An 18,334-nucleotide genomic window follows, 5' to 3' on the forward strand; every position below is an offset into this window, starting at 1 on the left:
GGAAAGCGTTGCTCGGCCGCAGGCAAGCGACCGGGCCGGTCAGTCGACGATCATCCGGATGTGCTTCATCATTTCTTTCTGGATGTCGGTCGGGAGGGACACGAGTAGCTCGCTCCACCGCCCGAGCCAGCTTCGTGAGACCTTATTATGCTCCGGTTCCCACCGGTCGTTCGTCGCCTGCTCGGTGATCCGGCGGCGGAGTTCCTCCGGCGTCTCCAGCCACATCCCGCACCAGACCACCAGCCAATCTGGGACCTCCGCGTCCCTGTTCGAGAAGGCGCCCTTCTTCCAGGCCATCACCGTGTGCTCGGTGTAGCCCAGGATCCTCGCGAAAGCCTTCTGCGTCAGTCCCGCCTCATCCAGGAAGGCGGTGATGTACTCGCGGCGCGCCTCCTCGTGCATCTCGCGGTAATGATCGAGGAGGGCTTCCATCATGCGGTGCTCGTACTCCCCACCAGGCTCACCGAAGTTCTCGGCGGCATTGTCCTCGATCATCTCGAGTTCAACGATGAAAAGCCTCCAGCAGGTGTCCACGTCGAGCGGATCGCCATGATCCGGATCGCGTCGAAAGCGGATGGCGAACTCGCTCTCGGAATGCTCATGCGCGGCATCAAAGGCTTCCCGCATGGTCTTGGGCAGACCATTGACCATGTTCTTCCGGTCGGCGAGGGCGACGGTTGGATCGGCAGCTTCGGTGAAATGGTGCATCAGAGGTTCCTACACAGTATGTAAGCAGCTTACATAGCGTACGGGGCTCGGACTCCGGATCGCAAGTGTCTCGAGAGATAAATCCGACGTCGATGCGGACAGCCGACGACGCGCCTTTCCCGCTGTTGGGAGGGCAGGGCGGAAGCGAAATTGGTTTGGCATCGGAGTGAATGACTTACGCGGCGATCTCGTGCCGGTTCAGCGACAGCCACTCGATTCCTTCGCCTAGGAGGAAACCACCGGCCGCGAAATCGAAAGGAGCGTCAACCCTGTGGATGGCCCTGTGATGGTTTGGGCAGATCAGCACCATGTTGGCCAGCGCATCATCGCCCCCGCGGCTGAGCCAGCGCACATGGTGCCCCTCGCAGATGTCGGCACCGTACCGCGCCCGGGGCGCCCATTCGCAGATCTGGCACCTGCCATCGTACAGGTCGCGCAGGGCCTCCACATGCTGCCGATCGCGCCGGACGGCCTCTGTCGTCAGGTAGCGTCGCCGCTCCTCGGCCAAGCCCGGTTCCTCGTCGCGCATGAGCACAGCCACGGCTTCCTCATCCCCGGCGAGCAGAAGGGCTTCAAGTCGTTCCTCGGGGACCAGCCGCGCACGCGGCTCGCGTGGGAGCTTGGTTGCATAGGCAGTCAGCAGCTGGTGATCGGCTTCCGAAATCCGGCGAACGGCGGCATGTCCCTGGAAAGCCCGGCCAAGCACGTCGCCACCGGCCCGGATGGACAGGCTGCGGATCAGCATCGTGACATCCGGCTGGCCGTCGGCCCGGAAATACCGGGATTGCCGCAGGTCGCCCCAGAACCGGTAGGGACCATACCGGTAGCCCTTGGGGTTCAGCGTCTTCGCGGACGCGACCAGTTCGGCTACCAGCACGTAGACGCCGTCCCGTCGCCGGGTGAAGGCCCAAAGACTGTCGCCGAGATCAATCTCGTGGAGCAGTGGGTTTGCTTGGTTCAAGTGATAGGCGGTGCCAAAGTCGAGATCGCGAGCGTAGTTGTCGCCACGCCAATAATAGAGAAGCGGCATATGTTTTCCGTTAGCCCTTATTGTTTCCTACCGTCTTCCGTGAAAACACTCTCAATTGAATCCGAGTATTAGGGAACAAGAAACATCCCCCCTAAGCCATGCGCCGGAAATATACTGCAACCGACCTGGGCATCGCTAGAGCATCGGTTCCTTTTGGCGACCTCGAAGTTAAAGGGCTCTCTAAGATCCGCGCCACAGTCATGCACGCCGTGTGCAGAAGCCATGCAACCAAAATGCCTCAGGTCCATGGGTGACCCCGAGGGCCGCCTGCAAAGAAGCGTATGGATGGGCAACCCCATAGAGTGGGCTCCTGCTCGTCCCCATCTGTCTTCGACGGGGAATGGAGACATGATATGCGGTTCTTGCCGTCGGCGCAGTTCATCGAGCAGTCGCAGGTGGCTGACGAATTCGTCGCGCCCGCGGCAGCGCTGGCCAACCGCCTGTTGGATGCCAAGGGCCTGGGCGGCCTGCCGCCGTGCGGCGTCAGCTATTTCATTGAGGAGCTTCATCGGCCGGGCGCTGCGATCGGACTGCACAGCAAGGGCACGGCCAACGTCCGGCTGAACCTGGCTTGGCTTGCCGAACTGGCGCAGCAAGAGACCGCCCCCGAGTGGGAAGTCGCCTTCGTCATCCTGCATGAATACGCCCATTTCGTCCTCGAACTTCTGGAAGCCCGGGAATCCAGCCCCGGCGCGACGCGCCATCGTATCGAGGCCGGGCACGCTGATTTTCTGCGCCGGATGAACCACCTCGGGTGGCTCGCCGATCCGGTATCGCGAAAGCTCCTGTCCAACCACAACGCCATCGCCGAGGAGTGGTACTGCGATGCCTTCGCCTACTGGGTCGTGGGCACCTTGCCGGAGCCACATGCCGAGTTCTTCGACGAGCTTCTGGCCGGGGTGCTCTTTCCTCCGACCAACTGAAGGCTGAGCTTTGCACATACCCTGGTATGCTCTCATAAGTTACATAGGCACGAATAATCTCTCAAAAATAGGTTGAAACTGGGTCTGTGCTTTGACAGGCTGGACTACCTCTAATGGATAGTGCGCCAGCTACGGTTCTCAGCCATGCCAGCCTCCGTCGTCACCCAACCATCGGATGTCCCGCAGGGCGCGGCGTTCCCGTTCGATTTCACGGTGTCGGTAGACACGGCGATCTTCCCCAGGGAAGTTGTCCTCCGCACCTGCTACGCCTTCACCGACCGGTGCCACTGCTGGCTCGAGTCAGAGGAGGGCGCGCGTATCTTGGTCGGCTTCAGGCTCAAGGCCCCATCGGCTGACCCGGATGCCATCAGGGGCGAGTTCGGAAACGCGCTGATCGACTTCGGTCTGCGCGCCAGCATCGAGGAGAAGACACGAGCCGTCCGCGAAGCCATCGTCTCCGCGGCCCTGGCCGAGGCCAGCGCACCCGCACCGGCGAAGCGGTAGGGGGCCGGGTTGGCAGGGCGTCTCCCCTTTGCACCGCTGGCTGACTTTCGTCCGAAGGAACCGGGCTACCAACTGATGCCCTTCCGGTTCGCGCGCATCCCTGGCGTCGGCGGAAAGGTGCTGGTTACGTCCGAGGTCGGCGAGTTCGAGTTCCTGGAAGAGGCAGACTTCAGGGCTTTCGCGGCCGGGACGTTGAACCCTGCCACCGATGCCTTTGCGGACCTTCAGGGGAAGCACTTCCTGGTCGAGGGCGATCCCTCGACCACCCTCAGGATGATCGCCGCGAAGTACCGGACCCGGAAGTCCTTTCTGAAAGGTGGACCGGCCCTTCACGTGTTCGTGGTGACGCTCAGATGCGACCACAGCTGCCGATATTGCCAAGTCTCCAGGCAAACGGCCGACCAAGCACGCTTCGACATGTCGGCCGAGACGGCTGCCGCGGCCATCGACCTGATGTTCCAGACGCCATCGCCGTCCCTGACGGTCGAGTTCCAGGGTGGCGAACCCCTTCTTGCGTTCCCGCGCATCCGGCAGATCGTGGAAGCGATCGAGGAGCGCAATCGGGTCGAGGGTCGCTCCATCACCTACTCGATGACGTCGACCCTGCACCAAGCCGACGGCGAGGTGCTGGAGTTCCTCCGGCGCCACGATTTCCAGCTTTCCACCTCGCTGGACGGTCCCGAGACCTTGCACGATGCCAACCGGCCCCGGCCCGGCCGGGAGTCCCACCGGCGCACCCTGGACGGTATCGGCCGCGTCCGGGAGGCTCTGGGCGAGCGCAGCCTCTCGGCCCTGACGACGCTCACCCGTGAGAGCCTGAAGTACCCCGAGGCCATCGTGGACGAATATGTCCGCCTTGGGTTTCCGTCCATCTTCCTGCGGCCCCTCAGCCCGTTCGGTTTCGCCGCCAAGGCGGCGCAGCGGATCGGCTACGGGATGGAGGAGTTCCTGCCCTTCTACGAACGGGCGCTGGCCTATATCCTCGAGCTCAACCGCAAGGGCGTTGCGATCCAGGAAGCGTACACGGGCTTCCTCCTCAGCCATATCCTGACGCCGTTTCCGACCGGCTACGTCGACCTACGGTCGCCGACAGGTGCCGGTCTGGGTGCCCGGGTCTACAATTACGACGGCGGCGTCTACGCCTCCGATGAAGGTCGGATGCTGGCGGAGATGGGCGACCATAGCCTGCGGCTCGGCACCGTCAACGACAGCCATGCCGACCTGATGCGGTCCGAGGGCATGCAGCTGCTGCTCGCCACCGGCGTCGCCGAGGCGCTGCCCGGCTGCTCCGATTGCGCCTTCCTGCCTTACTGCGGCGCTGACCCGGTCTTCAACTTGGCGCGCGAGGGTGACCCCGTCGGCCATCGGCCAACGAACGCCCACTGCGTCAAGCACACTGGCCTGTTCCGGATTCTGTTCCGCTACCTGGCCGATGCCGACCCGCACGTCATGAGGACCTTCACGTCCTGGGTGACCCAGCGGCCGGTTTGGCGCCTGCCGGACGCGGAGGCCGCCTGATGCTTCCGCTGCACACACGGGCGGTGATCTCGGGCGACCTGTCCCGGCCGCTGCTGAAGGTCCTGGACCTCGCCGAGGCGTTGCGGGGAGACGTGCCTCATGAGCAGGTCGCCGTGCACCTGGATGACGGTATCGACGTTGACACCGGCGTGCTGCGCGACCTGGGCTTCGCCGCGGTGATGCGGCCGGGTGCCACCGAAAGGTGCCCAGACGATGTCCTGCCGGTCATCTGCGGCCTGAGCAATACCGACGTCGTGAATCCCGGCGACGTCATTCGGGTGCGGCCGGACAGCGGGCAGCTGAGCGTGCTCTACCGGCGCGGGGCGAATGCGAATTCCCTGTTCCTGACCGAGCAATGCAACAGCCGCTGCCTGATGTGCAGCCAGCCGCCGCGCGACGAGGACGACCTCTGGCGCGTGGGGGAGCTCCTGGAACTCATCCCACTCATCGACCGCGATCTGCCGCAACTGGGTTTCACCGGCGGCGAGCCGACGCTGCTCGGCCCGCTGCTGCCGGAGCTCATCCGCGTCTGTAAGGTGGCGCTGCCGCGAACCGGCCTGCACATCCTGACCAACGGGCGCAACTTCGCCGACCCGGTCCTGGCCGACAGCGTCCATGAGGCAGCCGGGTGCGCGACCTGGGCAATCCCGCTTTACGCTGATGTGCCGTCTCGCCATGACCATGTCGTCCAGGCGGTGGGCGCCTTTGACGCGACGATCAACGGCATCTACAATCTGGCTGAACGCGGGCACGCGATCGAGATCCGCTTCGTCGTGCACGCGCAGACCCTGCCGCGCATGCAGCGCTTCGCGGAGTTCATCTGGCGGAACATGCCGTTCGTCAGCCATGTCGCCTTCATGGGGCTGGAGCCGATCGGCTTCGCCAAGGTGAACCGGGACCTGTTGTGGGTCGACCCGGTGGACTATGGCCCGGCGCTGGCCGATGCGGCTTGGCACCTCCAGGACCGCGGCATCACGACGTCGATCTACAACGTCCCGCTCTGCGTCCTGCCCGAGGCCGCTTGGCCGTTGGCGCGTCAGAGCATCTCCGATTGGAAGAACATCTACGACCCGGCTTGCGATGGGTGCTCGATGCGGCCGCGCTGCTGCGGGTTCTTCGCGTCGCATGGCCCGGCATGGCGAAGCCGAGGCATCAAGGCATTCAGGTTCGAAGAGGCAGCGGAATGAAGAAGAACTGGACCGACTACCTGAAGCAGGTGCTGGGCTGGACAGCCCCGACGGCGGCCACCCTGTCGAGCATCTGGTCGCCTGCGCAGGCAGGGCCGCTGCCGGTCCTGTTGCCCGAGGCGCACCCGTCGAACACCCGGCTTCAGCCGCTGACGTTCGTGATGCCGAACCGGATGGAAGGTCCGGAGATCTACATCGGTCATCGCAGCCATTCCAGCCATCGGAGCCACAGCAGCCATCGGTCGCATTATTCGAGCGCGGGCGGGTACACATCACCATCCTATTCGGCGCCCGTCTATTCGCCCCCGCCTCCTCCACCACCGGCGCCGGTCTACAACGCGCCCTCGACGGTGACGACACCGTCCTGGTCCAGCCCGTCGAAAACGACTGCTCCTTACCAGCCGTCCACACCGGCCGCTGGCTCGAACTCGTCTGGAACAACAGCGGCGCCTCGGGCGAGCCAGCAGGACGCCATCGCGATGACAATGCGGGTGCAGGTCGAGCTCATGAGGCTCGGTTACTACAAGGGCAAGGGCAAGATAGACGGGAGGATGGGACCGGGGACAAAGGAGGCGCTGCGGGCCTTCCAGCGGGCTGAAGGACTGGCAGTCACGGGGGTGATGGATAATGTGACGTTGTCGAGATTAGGAATTTCAGGGTAGAGATAAAGATGTTTAAAGAAAAATCAGTAAAGCGCCGCGCGTTGTGATGATAAGAGTATTGTGATGTTTAGTGCAATTCTATAGGTGAGGTTGGCATGCCAATGACGATTGACGAAGCATTCGATCTTCTTATCAAATGGGTTGTACCAAGTGAAACTGAAACAACAAAGGCTGCCTCACATAGGGCGAGCATCGAGTTATGCTTAAAGTCTAATTTTGGAATGAATAATTTCTTCCGCACAGGTTCCTTCGGTCACGGAACGAGCCTGCGCGGTTACAGCGATGTTGATTATTTTGCAGTAATACCGCGTGAAAAATTAAAAAATGACTCCTCTGCAACTTTGAGAGAGTTGTGTCAGGCTCTTGCAAAGAGATTTCCAAACACATCTGTCTATGTTGACAGCCCAGCTGTGTCGGTGGCTTTTGGGACTGAAAAGTGGGAGCGACACGAAATTACCCCGGTAGACTTTCTTTATCAAAATCAAACCCTTGGATATCGTGTATATGATATGCCTAATCGGCTGGGAGGCTGGATGCGATCTAGCCCAGAAGGGTTGAAAAGCTATACCAATACACAGAATGATAGATTGTCAAAGAAGGCTAAGCAGGTTATCCGGCTGGTGAAGCTCTGGAATCGTTACTCTGATGCTAAGATACGAAGTGTTTACATTGACATGAGAGTGTCCGAGTATCTGTCTTCTGAGACACATGTGCTGTACCCTCATGATGTGTTGAGATCTCTTCGATACATCCAAGAAACAGGCCTCTCGCCGATGAGTGATCCGCTCAAATTGGGCGACGATATAGCGCCTTGCAGTGAAGCTCTAAAGCTATCGGCTCTGTCAAAAATAAATACGGCTATCTCTCGGGCAGAAAAAGCAATTGAGGCGGATAGAGAAGGTCGTATAAGTGAGGCATTCGAATGGTGGGATAAGTTCTATTTTGGAAATTTTCCGGGGCGCTACTGATGGAACAAAATGACGGTATTGTAAATTTGGTTGGATGTCAGAAGGCTGAATTCAATCATGCTTCCCGGCTCAGGGCAAGAATTATTGTGACGCAGCTTATAATGGCATTTCTTGGCGCTATAACAATTCCCATGTCTTCTGATGTTTTGCTCTTTACCATTACTATTATAGCACTCATTCTTTCGGCGTTTTGGTTCTACTTATCGCGCGAATTGTCGAGCTCTCGATCTCATGCGGAACGGCTTCGTCGTACAACTATGCTGGTTATCGGGCTCGGGCTTCAGATTTCAGGGGCTGAACTACTGGAACTCGCTCGAGAAGGCACTGCATCTCGAGATGAAGCAAAGCGTCTGATCGACCCAGAATACTTTTCTAGTAATAAATTGCCTGGGACGCATAGATTTATCGAAATGATGGAAGAAAGTGCAATATGGACTACGAATCTTGCGAAATATGCAGCAAGAGAGTCTTGGTTGTTATTTTTTGGCGCGATTATCTTAATGATCGCGGCGTTGTTTTTTGCAATAGTGATCCTATCATCATCTGATTTGCAGCTTGGTGCGCGGATATTGATGGTGGTGTTGGCAAGCCTACTGTCCGCCGATTTTCTTGGATCGGCTATCGGTTACCAGGAAGCTCGTATTGCCACACAGAGAGTTATAGATAAAATCCAGGTTCAGAAAAAGTCGGAACCTTCAATTAATCATCTTATGTTATTGTTTTCAGAATACAATTCCGCAGTGGAGGCAATGCCGTTATTCTCCAGTGGTCTATATCATCGACACGAACGACGCTTGAATGAAGATTACAGAATGTTCCTCACAGGCCCGCAGTAGTCTATAAGCGTTTGCTATGGATGGGGTGGGCGATAATTGATAATGGGATTGGATGCGCTAGGGTCCGGACTCATAACCAGTATGCGACGGTTGCAGCGATGTGGACGGCGGCCATGAAGTTGGTTGCGGATCGGTCATAGCGTGTGGCGATGCGCCGGAAATCCTTGAGGCGTCCGAACATGCGCTCGATGACGTTTCGGTTCCGGTAGAGGTAGGGGGAGAAACAGTTTTTCCAGCGCTTGTTGGCGCGCGGCGGGATGTTGGGCGCAGCGCCCGCCTCCTTGATCTTGCGGCGGATGGCGGCGCTGTCGTAGCCCTTGTCACCGTGCAGGAGATGGGTGGCAGGCATCCGGTCGAGCAGACGGTCGGCGGCGGTGCAATCGGCGACCTGTCCTCCCTTCAGCAGGAAGGCGAGTGGCCGCCCACGCGGATCGCTCAGGGCATGGATTTTGGTGGTTCGTCCGCCACGGGACTGTCCGATGGCCTGGGCGCGCTCCCCCCTTTGGCGCCGCTCGCCGACCGATGGGCGCGGACCGCCGTGGCGCCGATCATCACCTGGGCCGGTGGGCCACCTGCCGCTGCCAACGCATGGAAGATGTCTTCCCACATGCCCTTGGCCGCCCAGCGGACGAAGCGGTTGTAGAGCGTCTTGCGGGGGTCGTAGACCGGTGGAGCATCCGCCCAGCGCCCACCCGACTTCAGCACATGGACGATTCCGCTGATCACACGACGATCATCCACGCGCGGCTTGCCGCGGGTGTTGCGCGGAAGGTGCGGCTCAAACCGTCCGAACTGCTCCACCGTCAACCAGAACTGACCGTCGCTCATCGCATAGCCCCTTTCCAGGGCGTTGAATCACAACGGCTCACTGGCAGAAAGGCTCTTTATGGGTCCGGATCCTAGTGCACTGACACAGACATAAGATTCACAGCGGGCTTCTGACGTGCGATTCTGTCGGCATGGCCCAGACCGTCAGCGTCATCATTGGAGCGGAGGATCGTGCGCGTTTGGCCGCGATCCTCGCCGACCGCAATCGCCCGCAGAAACATGCGCAACGGGCGAACATCGTCCTGCTTTCGGGCGAGCGGCTGCCCGTGCTGGAGGTGGCCCGTCGGGCCGACGTCAGCCGCCCGGCGGTTTGGCGGTGGCAGGTGCGCTATGCTGAACAAGGCGTCGATGGCCTGCTGCGCGACAAGACACGCAAGCCCGGCCGAGCGCCTCTGCCGACCACAACCGTGGCCAAGGTGCTGGCGCTGACGTGTTCGGAACCGCCCGGCGCCGTCACCCACTGGACCGGTCGAGCTGTGGCCAAGATCATCGGCATCAGCCTGCGTGCCGTTCAGCGCATCTGGGAGGCCAACCGCCTCCAGCCCCATCGGCTGCGCACCTTCAAGCGCTCCGACGATCCGGCGTTTGCGGCCAAGGTGGAGGACATCGTCGGCCTCTACATGGACCCGCCGTGCCATGCGGTGGTGCTGTCCATCGACGAGAAGAGCCAGATCCAGGCACTTGACCGCACCCAGCCGGGTTTACCGCTGAAGCCCGGCAAGTGCGGGACGATGACGCACGATTACAAGCGCAACGGCACCACCACGCTGTTCGCCGCGCTGAATACCCTGGACGGCACTGTGGTCGGGCGCTGCCTGCCCAAGCACACCCACAAGGAGTTCATCAAGTTCCTCAACGCCGTCGAGCGCGTGGTGCCGGTCGGCAAGGTGATCCACGCCATCGTCGACAACTACGCCACCCACAAGCATCCCAAGGTGCTGGAATGGTTGGCCAATCATCCACGATGGGTCTTCCACTTCACGCCGACCTCGGCATCCTGGATCAACGCCGTCGAGGGCTTCTTCTCCATCATCACCCGCCGGAGCATCCGGCGCGGCGTGTTCAAGTCCGTGGCCGATCTCCAGGACGCCATCACCCGCTACATCCGCGAGCATAACAGGGCATCCAAGCCCTTCGTCTGGACCAAGCCAGCCGAGGACATCCTCGATAAAATCAGCCGTTTGCCTGCACCTTCTGAATGAGTCAGTGCACTAGCGCATCAGGCCGCCCTGGCACGTGCGGCCGCAATCTCTTCCTCGGTAACAACAATCTCGTCGATGTAAAAGACGTAGCTGTCACGAATGACCCCGAGAGCACCCGCTTCGGGATACTTGGCCTTGCCCCGGTACAACTCGGTCCCATCCACCGTGATGGATACGACGAGATCCACTGCGTCCGGACGTTCCCCGGTGAAGAGGACCACACGCTCGGCCAAGCCGAGAGAGACGACAGACTCTCGCACTGCCTGTGGCGTGGCGACCATAAGCGGCTCCACGTCCTTCTGCCATTTGGCGGACTCCGGGTAAAAGGCAATCCGCACGTCCGCCGCGGGTGCGCCTTGCGGCAACCGGGAGCTCTTGCCGAGGAGCATGTACGCGCGGTTCCCGGCGTACGGTGTGAACCCCATTCGGCGCCAGAACGGGATCGACGTGCGTGGAGCGCATTCGATCTCGACCACGCATGCGTCCTGCTCGCGGAGCAGGGCGATCGCGAACTCGGCCAACCTGCGCCCAGCGCCGCGGCCGCGATGGTCGACGCGCACCGATAGAATATCGGGACCGATGCGGCCGTTTAGGAGCAGGGCGATCGGGAGGTCCGTGCTGTCGTCGACCGCGACGTACAGGTTTCCCTCGTTCTGCCCCTTCGCGATTATGCGCCAGTTACACCAGAAGCCTTCCCCGGCGTCCTCGTACTCCGCCTTCAGCCACCGCTCGGCTTCAGCCAGATCGACCTCGGTCGCCATTCTAATGTCCATCGCCCCACCCCTCGGTCGTTACCCGAACGAATAGCACAGTGCCGTAGACTCCGCAGCTTGGCGGGTCTACGTGCCGTCAAAAAAGGGTTTGCCCTCAGCCAAATAAATTACTAGGCTGAATTAGTCAGGCAATGTAGGAGACTGACATGACTGAAGTCCAACAAGTCATCACGACACTGTCGTCCGACATCATGGCCGGACTGACGCTGTTCGCCGCCGATTTGAAGATGGCACCGCCGGAGGCGGCCAGTCGGATCGTCACCGAGTTCATCGCGAAGCGCCTGACGGGGGAGGAGCGCGAGCGGGCCCTGGCCGAACTCGACCTGCTCGACCAGATCGAGGCCATAATCGACCGCGTTGAAGCCGAAGATACGTGGGGCGAGGACGTCACTTCCGACGTGTTCGAGGAGGTCGAGAACAACTATCTGCCGCTCTACACGCGGGCGGTTGGCGGCGATCCCCACGGATCGCACAACTCCCACAAGGGCCGAATCAACAAGCGGGTTGGCGCCCGTGTGAAGGCGCGACTTGGTGCCGAGGTGGTGATGCGGAACGGCAAGCGGGTCAAGGGGCAGTGCTCGGGACGCATCATCCTCAGCTGGACCAAGCTGCGCCGCCCTGGCTCCGCGGGCTGAGCGTCGGGTGCCAATCCACAGACGATTCCCGGCGCTATGTTTCCGGTCAAGCGGCAAGCAAGAGTACCGGTGGCGGGCAAGAACAGCGGCAGGATGTATCCTAGGCGCTGGGACGATGGCATCGGCTACCAATAAAATCTAAGAATGCTCGTACGCGGGCAGGCAGGGGGCTTGGACCTCCCAGATAGACGGCATGGATGTCCTCGCTGCCGCCGGGATGCACATCCTCCAGCACCGGCATCAGCGCACCAGAAGCGATGTCGGCGTCCACCTGGAAATGTGCCAGTCGCGCCAACCCGACGCCACCCAGCGCGAGCAGGCGCGCGGCCTCCCCGTCGCTCGCTCGTGCGATGATAGGCGGCATTTGCTCCTCGATCCCGTTGTCGGTCCGGAAGGGCCAGCCGCCGATGGTCCGCGGGAAGGTCCAGCCGATTCCCCTGTGGCTGGCAAGGTCACCAAGGTGTCTCGGTGTTCCATGCTGCTCCAGGTAGGCGGGAGAGGCGACCACGACCATGCGGGTGCTGCCCAGCTTGCGGATCATCAAGCTGGAATTTCGCAGCGGCCCAGTACGGATCGCGACGTCGGCCCGCTCCTCCATCAGGTCGACCACCGCATCCGACAGCACGAGGTCGATGGTGACGCCGGGATGGGTGGCCAGGAACTCGGACACCAGCGGTATCAGGTAGCTCATGCCGAACGGGACGTTGCTGTTGACGCGCAGGTGTCCACGCGGCACCGCACCGGCCGAGGCCTCCCGCTCGGCCTCCTCCATCTCTCCCAGGATCCGCACTGCGCGGGCATGGAAGGCCTGACCTTCCGGCGTCAGGCTGAGACGTCGCGTCGACCGGTGGATCAGCCGCGTGCCCAGCCGTGTTTCCAACCGCGTGATCAGCTTGCTGACGCCCGATGGCGTAAGGCCGCAGGCACGGGCCGCCGCGGTGAATCCGCCGAGATCGACGATCCGCGCGAAGACCTCCATCTCGGCCGCCCGGTTGACATCCATCCGCGTCACAATGATGACCCCGCGTCACAAGTCCTGAGACTGGCGGCAGCCTAATTCACAGATGCTCCGTCGGCTATATCCTTGGCAGGCGGCTGCCCCCATCGCCTACCGCCACAGCCTCGATCACGAAAGGACAAGACATGGAGTACCGGACACTCGGCGCCTCGGGCCTCAAGGTGCCCGCGCTCAGCTTTGGGACCGGCACCTTCGGCGGCAAGGGGCCGCTGTTCTCGGCTTGGGGGACCAGCGACGTCGAGGATGCCCGGCGGCTGGTCGACATCTGCCTCGACGCCGGGGTCACGCTCTTCGACACCGCCGACGTCTATTCGGACGGCGGCTCGGAAGAGGTGCTCGGCGCCGCCATCCGTGGGCGGCGCGACAAGGTGCTGATCTCGACCAAGACCGGGTTGCCCATGGGCGACGGGCCGAACGATGCAGGCGTCTCCCGTCACCGGCTGATCGGCGCCGTGGAGGCGGCGCTCCGGCGGCTCGGGACGGATTACATCGACTTGCTCCAGCTGCACGCCTTCGACGCCTTCACCCCGGTGGAGGAGGTGCTGCACACGCTGGACACGCTCGTCCATGCCGGGAAGGTGCGCCATGTCGGCGCCTCGAACTTCGCGGGCTGGCAGCTGATGAAGTCGCTCGCCATCGCCGACCGCCATGGCTGGCCGCGCCATGTCGTGCATCAGGTCTACTATTCGCTGACCGGGCGTGACTACGAATGGGAGTTGATGCCCCTTGGCCTCGACCAGAAGGTCGGAGCGCTCGTCTGGAGTCCGCTCGGCTGGGGCAGGCTGACCGGCAAGATCCGCCGTGGTCAGCCAATCCCCCAGGGTAGCCGCCTCCACGACACTGCACAGTGGGGGCCACCTGTCGAAGAGGAGCGCCTCTACCGCATCGTTGACGCGCTGGACGCCGTGGCGGCCGAGACCGGGCGCAGCGTTCCCCAAGTGGCCATCGCTTGGCTGCTCACGCGGCCGACCGTCTCCTCGGTGATCATCGGCGCCCGCAACGAGGCGCAGTTGCGGGACAACCTGGGTGCCGTTGGCTGGAAACTCGAACCCGGTCAGATCGCGCGTCTCGACGCGGCCAGCGACGTGATGCCTGCCTATCCCTATTACCCGTACCGCACGCAGGAGGGGTTCGCCCGGCTCAATCCGATGCCCGTCTAAGGTATTGGGATGCTCCTGGCGGCGTCTTCCGTCGGAACGGTGCCGACAAGCACAGACCCCGCGATGCACATCCAGTGCGGATGCTCTCCGGCCGCCAACAGCAGCGCACCGATGGTCACCGAAGCCCGCAGTCCAGTCATGGCGATCAACTGGTGCGTGCTGTACGGACGGCCAATCCGAGGTTCTGCCCGCAAGGAACGCGCTGCATCCCTGTTGAGGTTGGGGCGCCCTCGCCAACCGCCTTTACCGAAAACAGTCGTCAGGAGCACCCCCATGTCCAAAGAAGCATTGAAGGATCTCCTCATCGAGGAGCTTCAGGACGCATACAGTTCCGAAACCCAGATCCTCGAGGCACTGCCCGCGATGGCGGACGCGGCGTCATCTCCTCAGCTGAAGCAGGCATTTCAGACCCACCTCCAGGAGACGGATGGGCAGGTGAAGCGCTTGGAGCAGATTTTCCAGATCCTCCAGGCCGACCCCGCGGGCAACACCTGCGAGGCAACCCAGGGGCTGATCGAGGAGGCCGAGGAGATCATGGCCCAGGGCCTCTCGCCGGAGGTTCTCGATGTCGCCCTGATCATGGCCGCCCAGAAGGTCGAGCATTACGAGATTGCCAGCTATGGATCCCTTAGGACGCTGGCGGAGACATGTGGGATGTCGGACATCGCCAAGCTGCTCGATGAGACACTCAGCGAGGAGAAGGCAACAGATGAAAAGCTGACCCAGCTTGCCGAGGGCGAGGTCAATCAGCGCGCCTTCAAGGCGGCGTGACGGCTCGGCGGCGGCTGTGCTGATGCGCGGCCGCCGCTTGCCACCATGGTGCCTCGCTCAGCGCAGGGCGGCGAAAAGGTGCGCGCGTAGCCGATCAGTCCGTCTCGCGGTGGCCGGATGACCATAATCCACGCTCTCTGTGATGCGCCCGGCCGCGCAGACATCCTCCTGCCGATGTCCTGCAATTTTGCAGCGACGTGACGACTCCAGGGGTAACTTGGGCCGAGGCCTCGTTCGTTGAACAGGCCGAAACGATGCCATGCTGTCTTGATCGGATGGCGGGCCTTTCCCGAAATCTGCATGCATAGCAAACCCGGAAGACGGGCAACCATGTACGCGCTCCACCTCAATGAACAGGAGCTTCGTCGACACAAGCTCCGAAACGTGGTGCAGTCCATCCTGCTGGTTGGAGGCCTGACTCTTCTCGCCGCAGCCATCGGCTGGTTGCTCTTCGGACCGGTAGGGATCCTGTGGGTCATCATCTTCATAGGAACGGCGCTGGCATTCACCCCATCGATCTCGCCCCAGGTCATCCTGAGGCTATACGGCGCCCGCCGCCTTCGTCGATCCGAGATCCCGGAGGTCCAGGAGAGCCTCGCGGTATTAGCCCGGCAGGCCGGGCTGCCCACCATCCCCGAACTGCATTATCTCGCGACGCCGGTGCCGAATGCGTTCGCCGTGGGCTCCGCGAGCAGCAGCGCCATCGTCCTAACGGACGGCCTCTTGAGGGTCATGAACCTGCGCGAACTCGTCGGCGTCCTGGCCCATGAGGTGAGCCATGTCCGGAACCATGACCTGTTCATCATGGGGCTGGCCGACATCATCAGCCGGGTCACGGGAGCTATGGCGACCAGCGGCATTATCCTGCTGTTCTTCAGCCTGCCGTTGATGCTGGCGGAGCAGGTCGAGTTCCCCTGGCTGTTGATTGCCCTGCTCCTTGGGGCACCCACCGTCAACACGCTCATCCAACTCACCCTGTCCCGAACGCGGGAGTTCGACGCCGACCTGGACGCGGCTGCGATCACCGGGGACCCTGCGGGCTTGGCCTCCGCACTGGCCAAGCTCCAGCGGTACGATCCCGGTTTCTGGGAGCGCATGCTGTTTCCCGGGAGGCGGAATCCCCACCCGTCCGTGCTGCGCACCCATCCGGCTACCGAAGAGCGTATCGAGCGCCTTCTCTCGCTTCGACAGGTTGCATCCCTGCGACCGGCTTATGAGGCACGGTCGATCACGCTCCCTGGTCACCTTGCGCCGCCCACCCATCGACCGCGCTGGCGTGCGTCCGGGCTTTGGCATTGACCGCCATCCTTTTCGTCCCCGCGCCATAAACCGGACAGTGCGGCCATGACGTCGGGCCCGGGCGTGAAGTGATTGAACCCTGAAAGAACCCAGCCCTCGTCATGATCGACCTGCACCGGCCCCGCCCCGGCTGCCAGCACCCATTGAGGTGCAAGACGACGTGGGCACAGGCACCGTGCTGACGGGGATTCGAGATTTCACGGCCCACTGAGCCGCGCTCGCGGCCTTATCGAAACGCATGCGGACTGGGCTGAAGTCATCATCTTCCTGATGGTGTTTGCGGAGGGGCTGACACTCGTCGGCCTTCTCATTCCCGGCGTCGTCATGCTGACCGCGAGCGGCGCGCTTGTCGCCGCAGGTGCTCTCGATTTTTGGTCCGTCTATCTGGCGATCGCGGGCGTCGCCGTCCTGGGAGGCGCCACGTCCTACTGGTTGGGCCGAAGCCACGGCGAGCGCATGTTCCGACTATGGCCCCTCAGCAGGCATCCCGACCTGTGGGGCCGTAGCGAAGCCTTCTTTCTCCGGCACGGCAGCAAAAACGTGTCCCTGGCGCACTTCATCAGCCCGCTGCGTGCGTCGGTGTCGACGACGGCTGGGATGAAGGCGATGTCCCGTCGGAAACTTCATACGACCATGCGACAGCTTTTGTCGCCCCCATGCTTCACACTCCAGCCAATGTCATTCAACGGCAGTAAGCGATGGAGATGGCTTTGGGAAAAGGAAAAAGCGGCAGTGGCAGCTACCGTAGCGCGATCAGCGGGCGCTTCGTTACTGCCAAGCACGGCAAAGCAAGCCCACATACAACGGTGCACGAGACCAGAGGTTCGAGCGGGAGTTCAGGCGAGCACTATCGAAGCGCCATCACCGGGCAGTACGTAACGACCGCCCATGGACAAGCGCATCCTCGCACTACAGTCAAGGAGAAGTGAGATGGCGAAACGCTACGTCAAGGCCACCGGTAAGGACCGGAATGGCGATATCACCAAGCTGTGCAACAGCGGAGAGATCTGGTCGCCGCGCAGCAAGTCGGACGCGATTTCTGACATCGAGTACGGACTTCACGAATATTGGGTTCAGTGGCCGTACCAACCGGATACGAAGATCCACGTCGTCAACGGGCAGAACGGCAAATACCTACGCACCGACCGCGACGCGACCTCGCGGAATAACCTCGACGACCTTCCTGATTGCTGAACCCGGCCGAGGCGCCGACACGCCTCGGCCTGTTGGCAAAGCAAACTCAGGGCAAGGAGGCAAAGTCATTTCGGCGATGTCCTTCCACCATTCTGGCAAGTTCGAGTGGAGAAACTACTTCAACAGCATCGCCCCACATGTATAGATGCCAACACATTTCTAAGAGACCTGATGCGCTGAAGGTAACAAGAAGAGATCCATCCTCTTCCTTCTTCGTCTTTTGTCGTGGGTGAAAAATGAATCTTGCAGCACGACTCGCAGAACGAGGTGGGAACCGCCAAATTACATCGTAGAATTCGGCATTGTTCTGATAGGATCCAAAACCTAGACTGGCGTGTTCGTCGAGAACGAAGCCTTTTTGCGTTGAAAATGAAGTCTGAAGGACGCTGGCCTCTTCGATGTCTTCAACCCGAAAGTGCTTTATGCCTTCATCTGATTTGGCAGTATCAATGGCAACCAAATAGCGTCTCACTCCAAGAAGGAGGCCATGGGGTGCGACAATTCGTTCCCGCGCTTGGTTGTCAGACCACGAACGATATTTGATCCGCAGATGTTGGGGGCCTTTCAGAGCGGTCGCGATTGCTGCATCGACCGCATCGTTGCTCACCGGCCGTGGACCTGGGCGAGCAGCATGGCCCATTGCCACAAGCAGAGCCTCCTCATCTGGTTCAAGCCGCCGCCCAAGTTCGTCAGGGATCCGCGCCAGGATCTTGGCTTGCAACGACCGGATCGCCTGAGCTTCCCTCGTCGCGCCGTCACGACGGAGTTGTTCGACAGCCAGCGTGAGTGCGGCCAGTTCGTCAGCAGTGGGCTCCAGCAACTGAATCACAGAGCGGCGTGGCAATTTCCATCGCGCGCGGCCGTCGTCATCTTCTATCTTCTCAAGTTCAGGGAATTTTTCCTCTAGCTTTACTATTAGTCTTTGAGCCGTGCGTCGATGGCGTCCCAATCTGTTCTGAATATCAAGGAGGCTAACGCCGCGGCTGGAAGCAGCCAGGGAAGCAATTTCTACGAGATCGCTAGCCTTTCTATATGACATTTTTCGCCTCGATCCCTGTCTCCCTCTCAAAATTATACCGAGTAATCCGGATTGCGCATTCTATAAAGTTGAAATTCCA

Annotated in this window: 20 protein-coding genes; 14 read left to right on the top strand and 6 right to left on the bottom strand. The window is 61.3% G+C overall.

Annotated elements, in window-relative coordinates; translation table 11 throughout:
• Positions 1–39 precede the first annotated feature (39 nt).
• The gene (locus ABMY26_RS33760; protein ID WP_372399817.1) at positions 40–708 is read right to left on the bottom strand and encodes a hypothetical protein; all 669 of its coding nucleotides are present in this window, start codon (positions 706–708) and stop codon (positions 40–42) included.
• A 175-nt stretch (positions 709–883) separates the two neighbouring features.
• A complete protein-coding gene (locus ABMY26_RS33765) occupies positions 884–1,738 on the bottom strand; it encodes an HNH endonuclease (protein WP_372399818.1) in 855 nt (284 codons plus the stop codon).
• A 353-nt stretch (positions 1,739–2,091) separates the two neighbouring features.
• On the opposite strand from ABMY26_RS33765, the gene ABMY26_RS33770 reads away from it, so the two are divergent.
• The 7 genes from ABMY26_RS33770 to ABMY26_RS33800 all read left to right on the top strand — a co-directional run bounded on the left by ABMY26_RS33770 (position 2,092) and on the right by ABMY26_RS33800 (position 8,336).
• The gene (locus ABMY26_RS33770) at positions 2,092–2,661 is read left to right on the top strand and encodes a hypothetical protein (RefSeq protein ID WP_372399819.1); all 570 of its coding nucleotides are present in this window, start codon (positions 2,092–2,094) and stop codon (positions 2,659–2,661) included.
• 144 nt (positions 2,662–2,805) lie between these two features.
• Complete coding sequence (gene hxsD / locus ABMY26_RS33775; RefSeq protein WP_372399820.1) at positions 2,806–3,165, top strand: His-Xaa-Ser system protein HxsD; 360 nt, start codon at positions 2,806–2,808, stop codon at positions 3,163–3,165.
• Positions 3,166–3,174: 9 nt separating this feature from the next.
• Complete coding sequence (gene hxsB, locus ABMY26_RS33780) at positions 3,175–4,683, top strand: His-Xaa-Ser system radical SAM maturase HxsB (RefSeq protein WP_372399821.1); 1,509 nt, start codon at positions 3,175–3,177, stop codon at positions 4,681–4,683.
• On the top strand, positions 4,683–5,870 hold the full coding sequence (gene hxsC / locus ABMY26_RS33785) for a His-Xaa-Ser system radical SAM maturase HxsC (RefSeq protein ID WP_372399822.1): 1,188 nt from the start codon (positions 4,683–4,685) through the stop codon (positions 5,868–5,870). The genes hxsB and hxsC overlap by 1 nt, the downstream gene beginning before the upstream one ends.
• Positions 5,867–6,532, top strand: coding sequence for a His-Xaa-Ser repeat protein HxsA (hxsA, locus tag ABMY26_RS33790; protein ID WP_372399823.1), 666 nt, complete (start codon positions 5,867–5,869; stop codon positions 6,530–6,532). The genes hxsC and hxsA overlap by 4 nt, the downstream gene beginning before the upstream one ends.
• Before the next feature lie 101 nt (positions 6,533–6,633).
• Positions 6,634–7,500 carry a hypothetical protein gene (locus ABMY26_RS33795; RefSeq protein ID WP_372399824.1) on the top strand — a complete coding sequence of 289 codons (867 nt, stop codon included), beginning with the start codon at positions 6,634–6,636 and terminating at the stop codon, positions 7,498–7,500.
• The gene (locus ABMY26_RS33800) at positions 7,500–8,336 is read left to right on the top strand and encodes a hypothetical protein (protein WP_372399825.1); all 837 of its coding nucleotides are present in this window, start codon (positions 7,500–7,502) and stop codon (positions 8,334–8,336) included. The genes ABMY26_RS33795 and ABMY26_RS33800 overlap by 1 nt, the downstream gene beginning before the upstream one ends.
• 70 nt (positions 8,337–8,406) lie before the next feature.
• Here the strand turns inward: ABMY26_RS33800 and ABMY26_RS33805 are convergent.
• Positions 8,407–9,164 (bottom strand): IS5 family transposase gene (locus ABMY26_RS33805; RefSeq protein WP_372399826.1). Its coding sequence is split into 2 segments (ribosomal slippage): positions 8,407–8,831 and positions 8,831–9,164, totalling 759 coding nucleotides; the frame shifts between segments, so codons are not numbered across the junction.
• A 131-nt stretch (positions 9,165–9,295) separates the two neighbouring features.
• On the opposite strand from ABMY26_RS33805, the gene ABMY26_RS33810 reads away from it, so the two are divergent.
• Complete coding sequence (locus tag ABMY26_RS33810) at positions 9,296–10,366, top strand: IS630 family transposase (protein WP_372399827.1); 1,071 nt, start codon at positions 9,296–9,298, stop codon at positions 10,364–10,366.
• A 17-nt stretch (positions 10,367–10,383) separates the two neighbouring features.
• On the opposite strand, the gene ABMY26_RS33815 is transcribed toward ABMY26_RS33810, so the two are convergent.
• Positions 10,384–11,127 carry a GNAT family N-acetyltransferase gene (locus tag ABMY26_RS33815; protein ID WP_372399828.1) on the bottom strand — a complete coding sequence of 248 codons (744 nt, stop codon included), beginning with the start codon at positions 11,125–11,127 and terminating at the stop codon, positions 10,384–10,386.
• Positions 11,128–11,285: 158 nt separating this feature from the next.
• Between ABMY26_RS33815 and ABMY26_RS33820 the strand changes: the two genes are divergently transcribed.
• A complete protein-coding gene (locus ABMY26_RS33820) occupies positions 11,286–11,774 on the top strand; it encodes a hypothetical protein (protein WP_372399829.1) in 489 nt (162 codons plus the stop codon).
• Positions 11,775–11,874: 100 nt separating this feature from the next.
• Here the strand turns inward: ABMY26_RS33820 and ABMY26_RS33825 are convergent, their stop codons facing one another.
• Positions 11,875–12,777, bottom strand: coding sequence for a LysR family transcriptional regulator (locus ABMY26_RS33825; protein ID WP_372400519.1), 903 nt, complete (start codon positions 12,775–12,777; stop codon positions 11,875–11,877).
• A 140-nt stretch (positions 12,778–12,917) separates the two neighbouring features.
• On the opposite strand from ABMY26_RS33825, the gene ABMY26_RS33830 reads away from it, so the two are divergent.
• The 5 genes from ABMY26_RS33830 to ABMY26_RS33850 all read left to right on the top strand — a co-directional run bounded on the left by ABMY26_RS33830 (position 12,918) and on the right by ABMY26_RS33850 (position 17,216).
• Positions 12,918–13,952 (top strand): aldo/keto reductase, encoded by a 1,035-nt coding sequence (locus tag ABMY26_RS33830; protein WP_372399830.1) that lies wholly within the window; start codon positions 12,918–12,920, stop codon positions 13,950–13,952.
• Between the two features lie 273 nt (positions 13,953–14,225).
• Positions 14,226–14,723: a ferritin-like domain-containing protein gene (locus ABMY26_RS33835; RefSeq protein WP_372399832.1), complete on the top strand. Its 498-nt coding sequence runs from the start codon at positions 14,226–14,228 to the stop codon at positions 14,721–14,723.
• Between the two features lie 330 nt (positions 14,724–15,053).
• Complete coding sequence (locus tag ABMY26_RS33840) at positions 15,054–16,022, top strand: zinc metalloprotease HtpX (RefSeq protein WP_372399833.1); 969 nt, start codon at positions 15,054–15,056, stop codon at positions 16,020–16,022.
• Between the two features lie 324 nt (positions 16,023–16,346).
• Complete coding sequence (locus ABMY26_RS33845; protein WP_372400520.1) at positions 16,347–16,901, top strand: DedA family protein; 555 nt, start codon at positions 16,347–16,349, stop codon at positions 16,899–16,901.
• Between the two features lie 51 nt (positions 16,902–16,952).
• On the top strand, positions 16,953–17,216 hold the full coding sequence (locus ABMY26_RS33850) for a DUF3892 domain-containing protein (RefSeq protein WP_372399834.1): 264 nt from the start codon (positions 16,953–16,955) through the stop codon (positions 17,214–17,216).
• Positions 17,217–17,262: 46 nt separating this feature from the next.
• Here ABMY26_RS33850 and ABMY26_RS33855 read toward each other — a convergent pair whose 3' ends face one another.
• A complete protein-coding gene (locus ABMY26_RS33855; RefSeq protein WP_372399835.1) occupies positions 17,263–18,255 on the bottom strand; it encodes a helix-turn-helix transcriptional regulator in 993 nt (330 codons plus the stop codon).
• Positions 18,256–18,334: the final 79 nt, after the last annotated feature.

This window comes from Azospirillum sp. HJ39 (assembly GCF_041507355.1).
GTDB lineage: Bacteria > Pseudomonadota > Alphaproteobacteria > Azospirillales > Azospirillaceae > Azospirillum > Azospirillum thiophilum.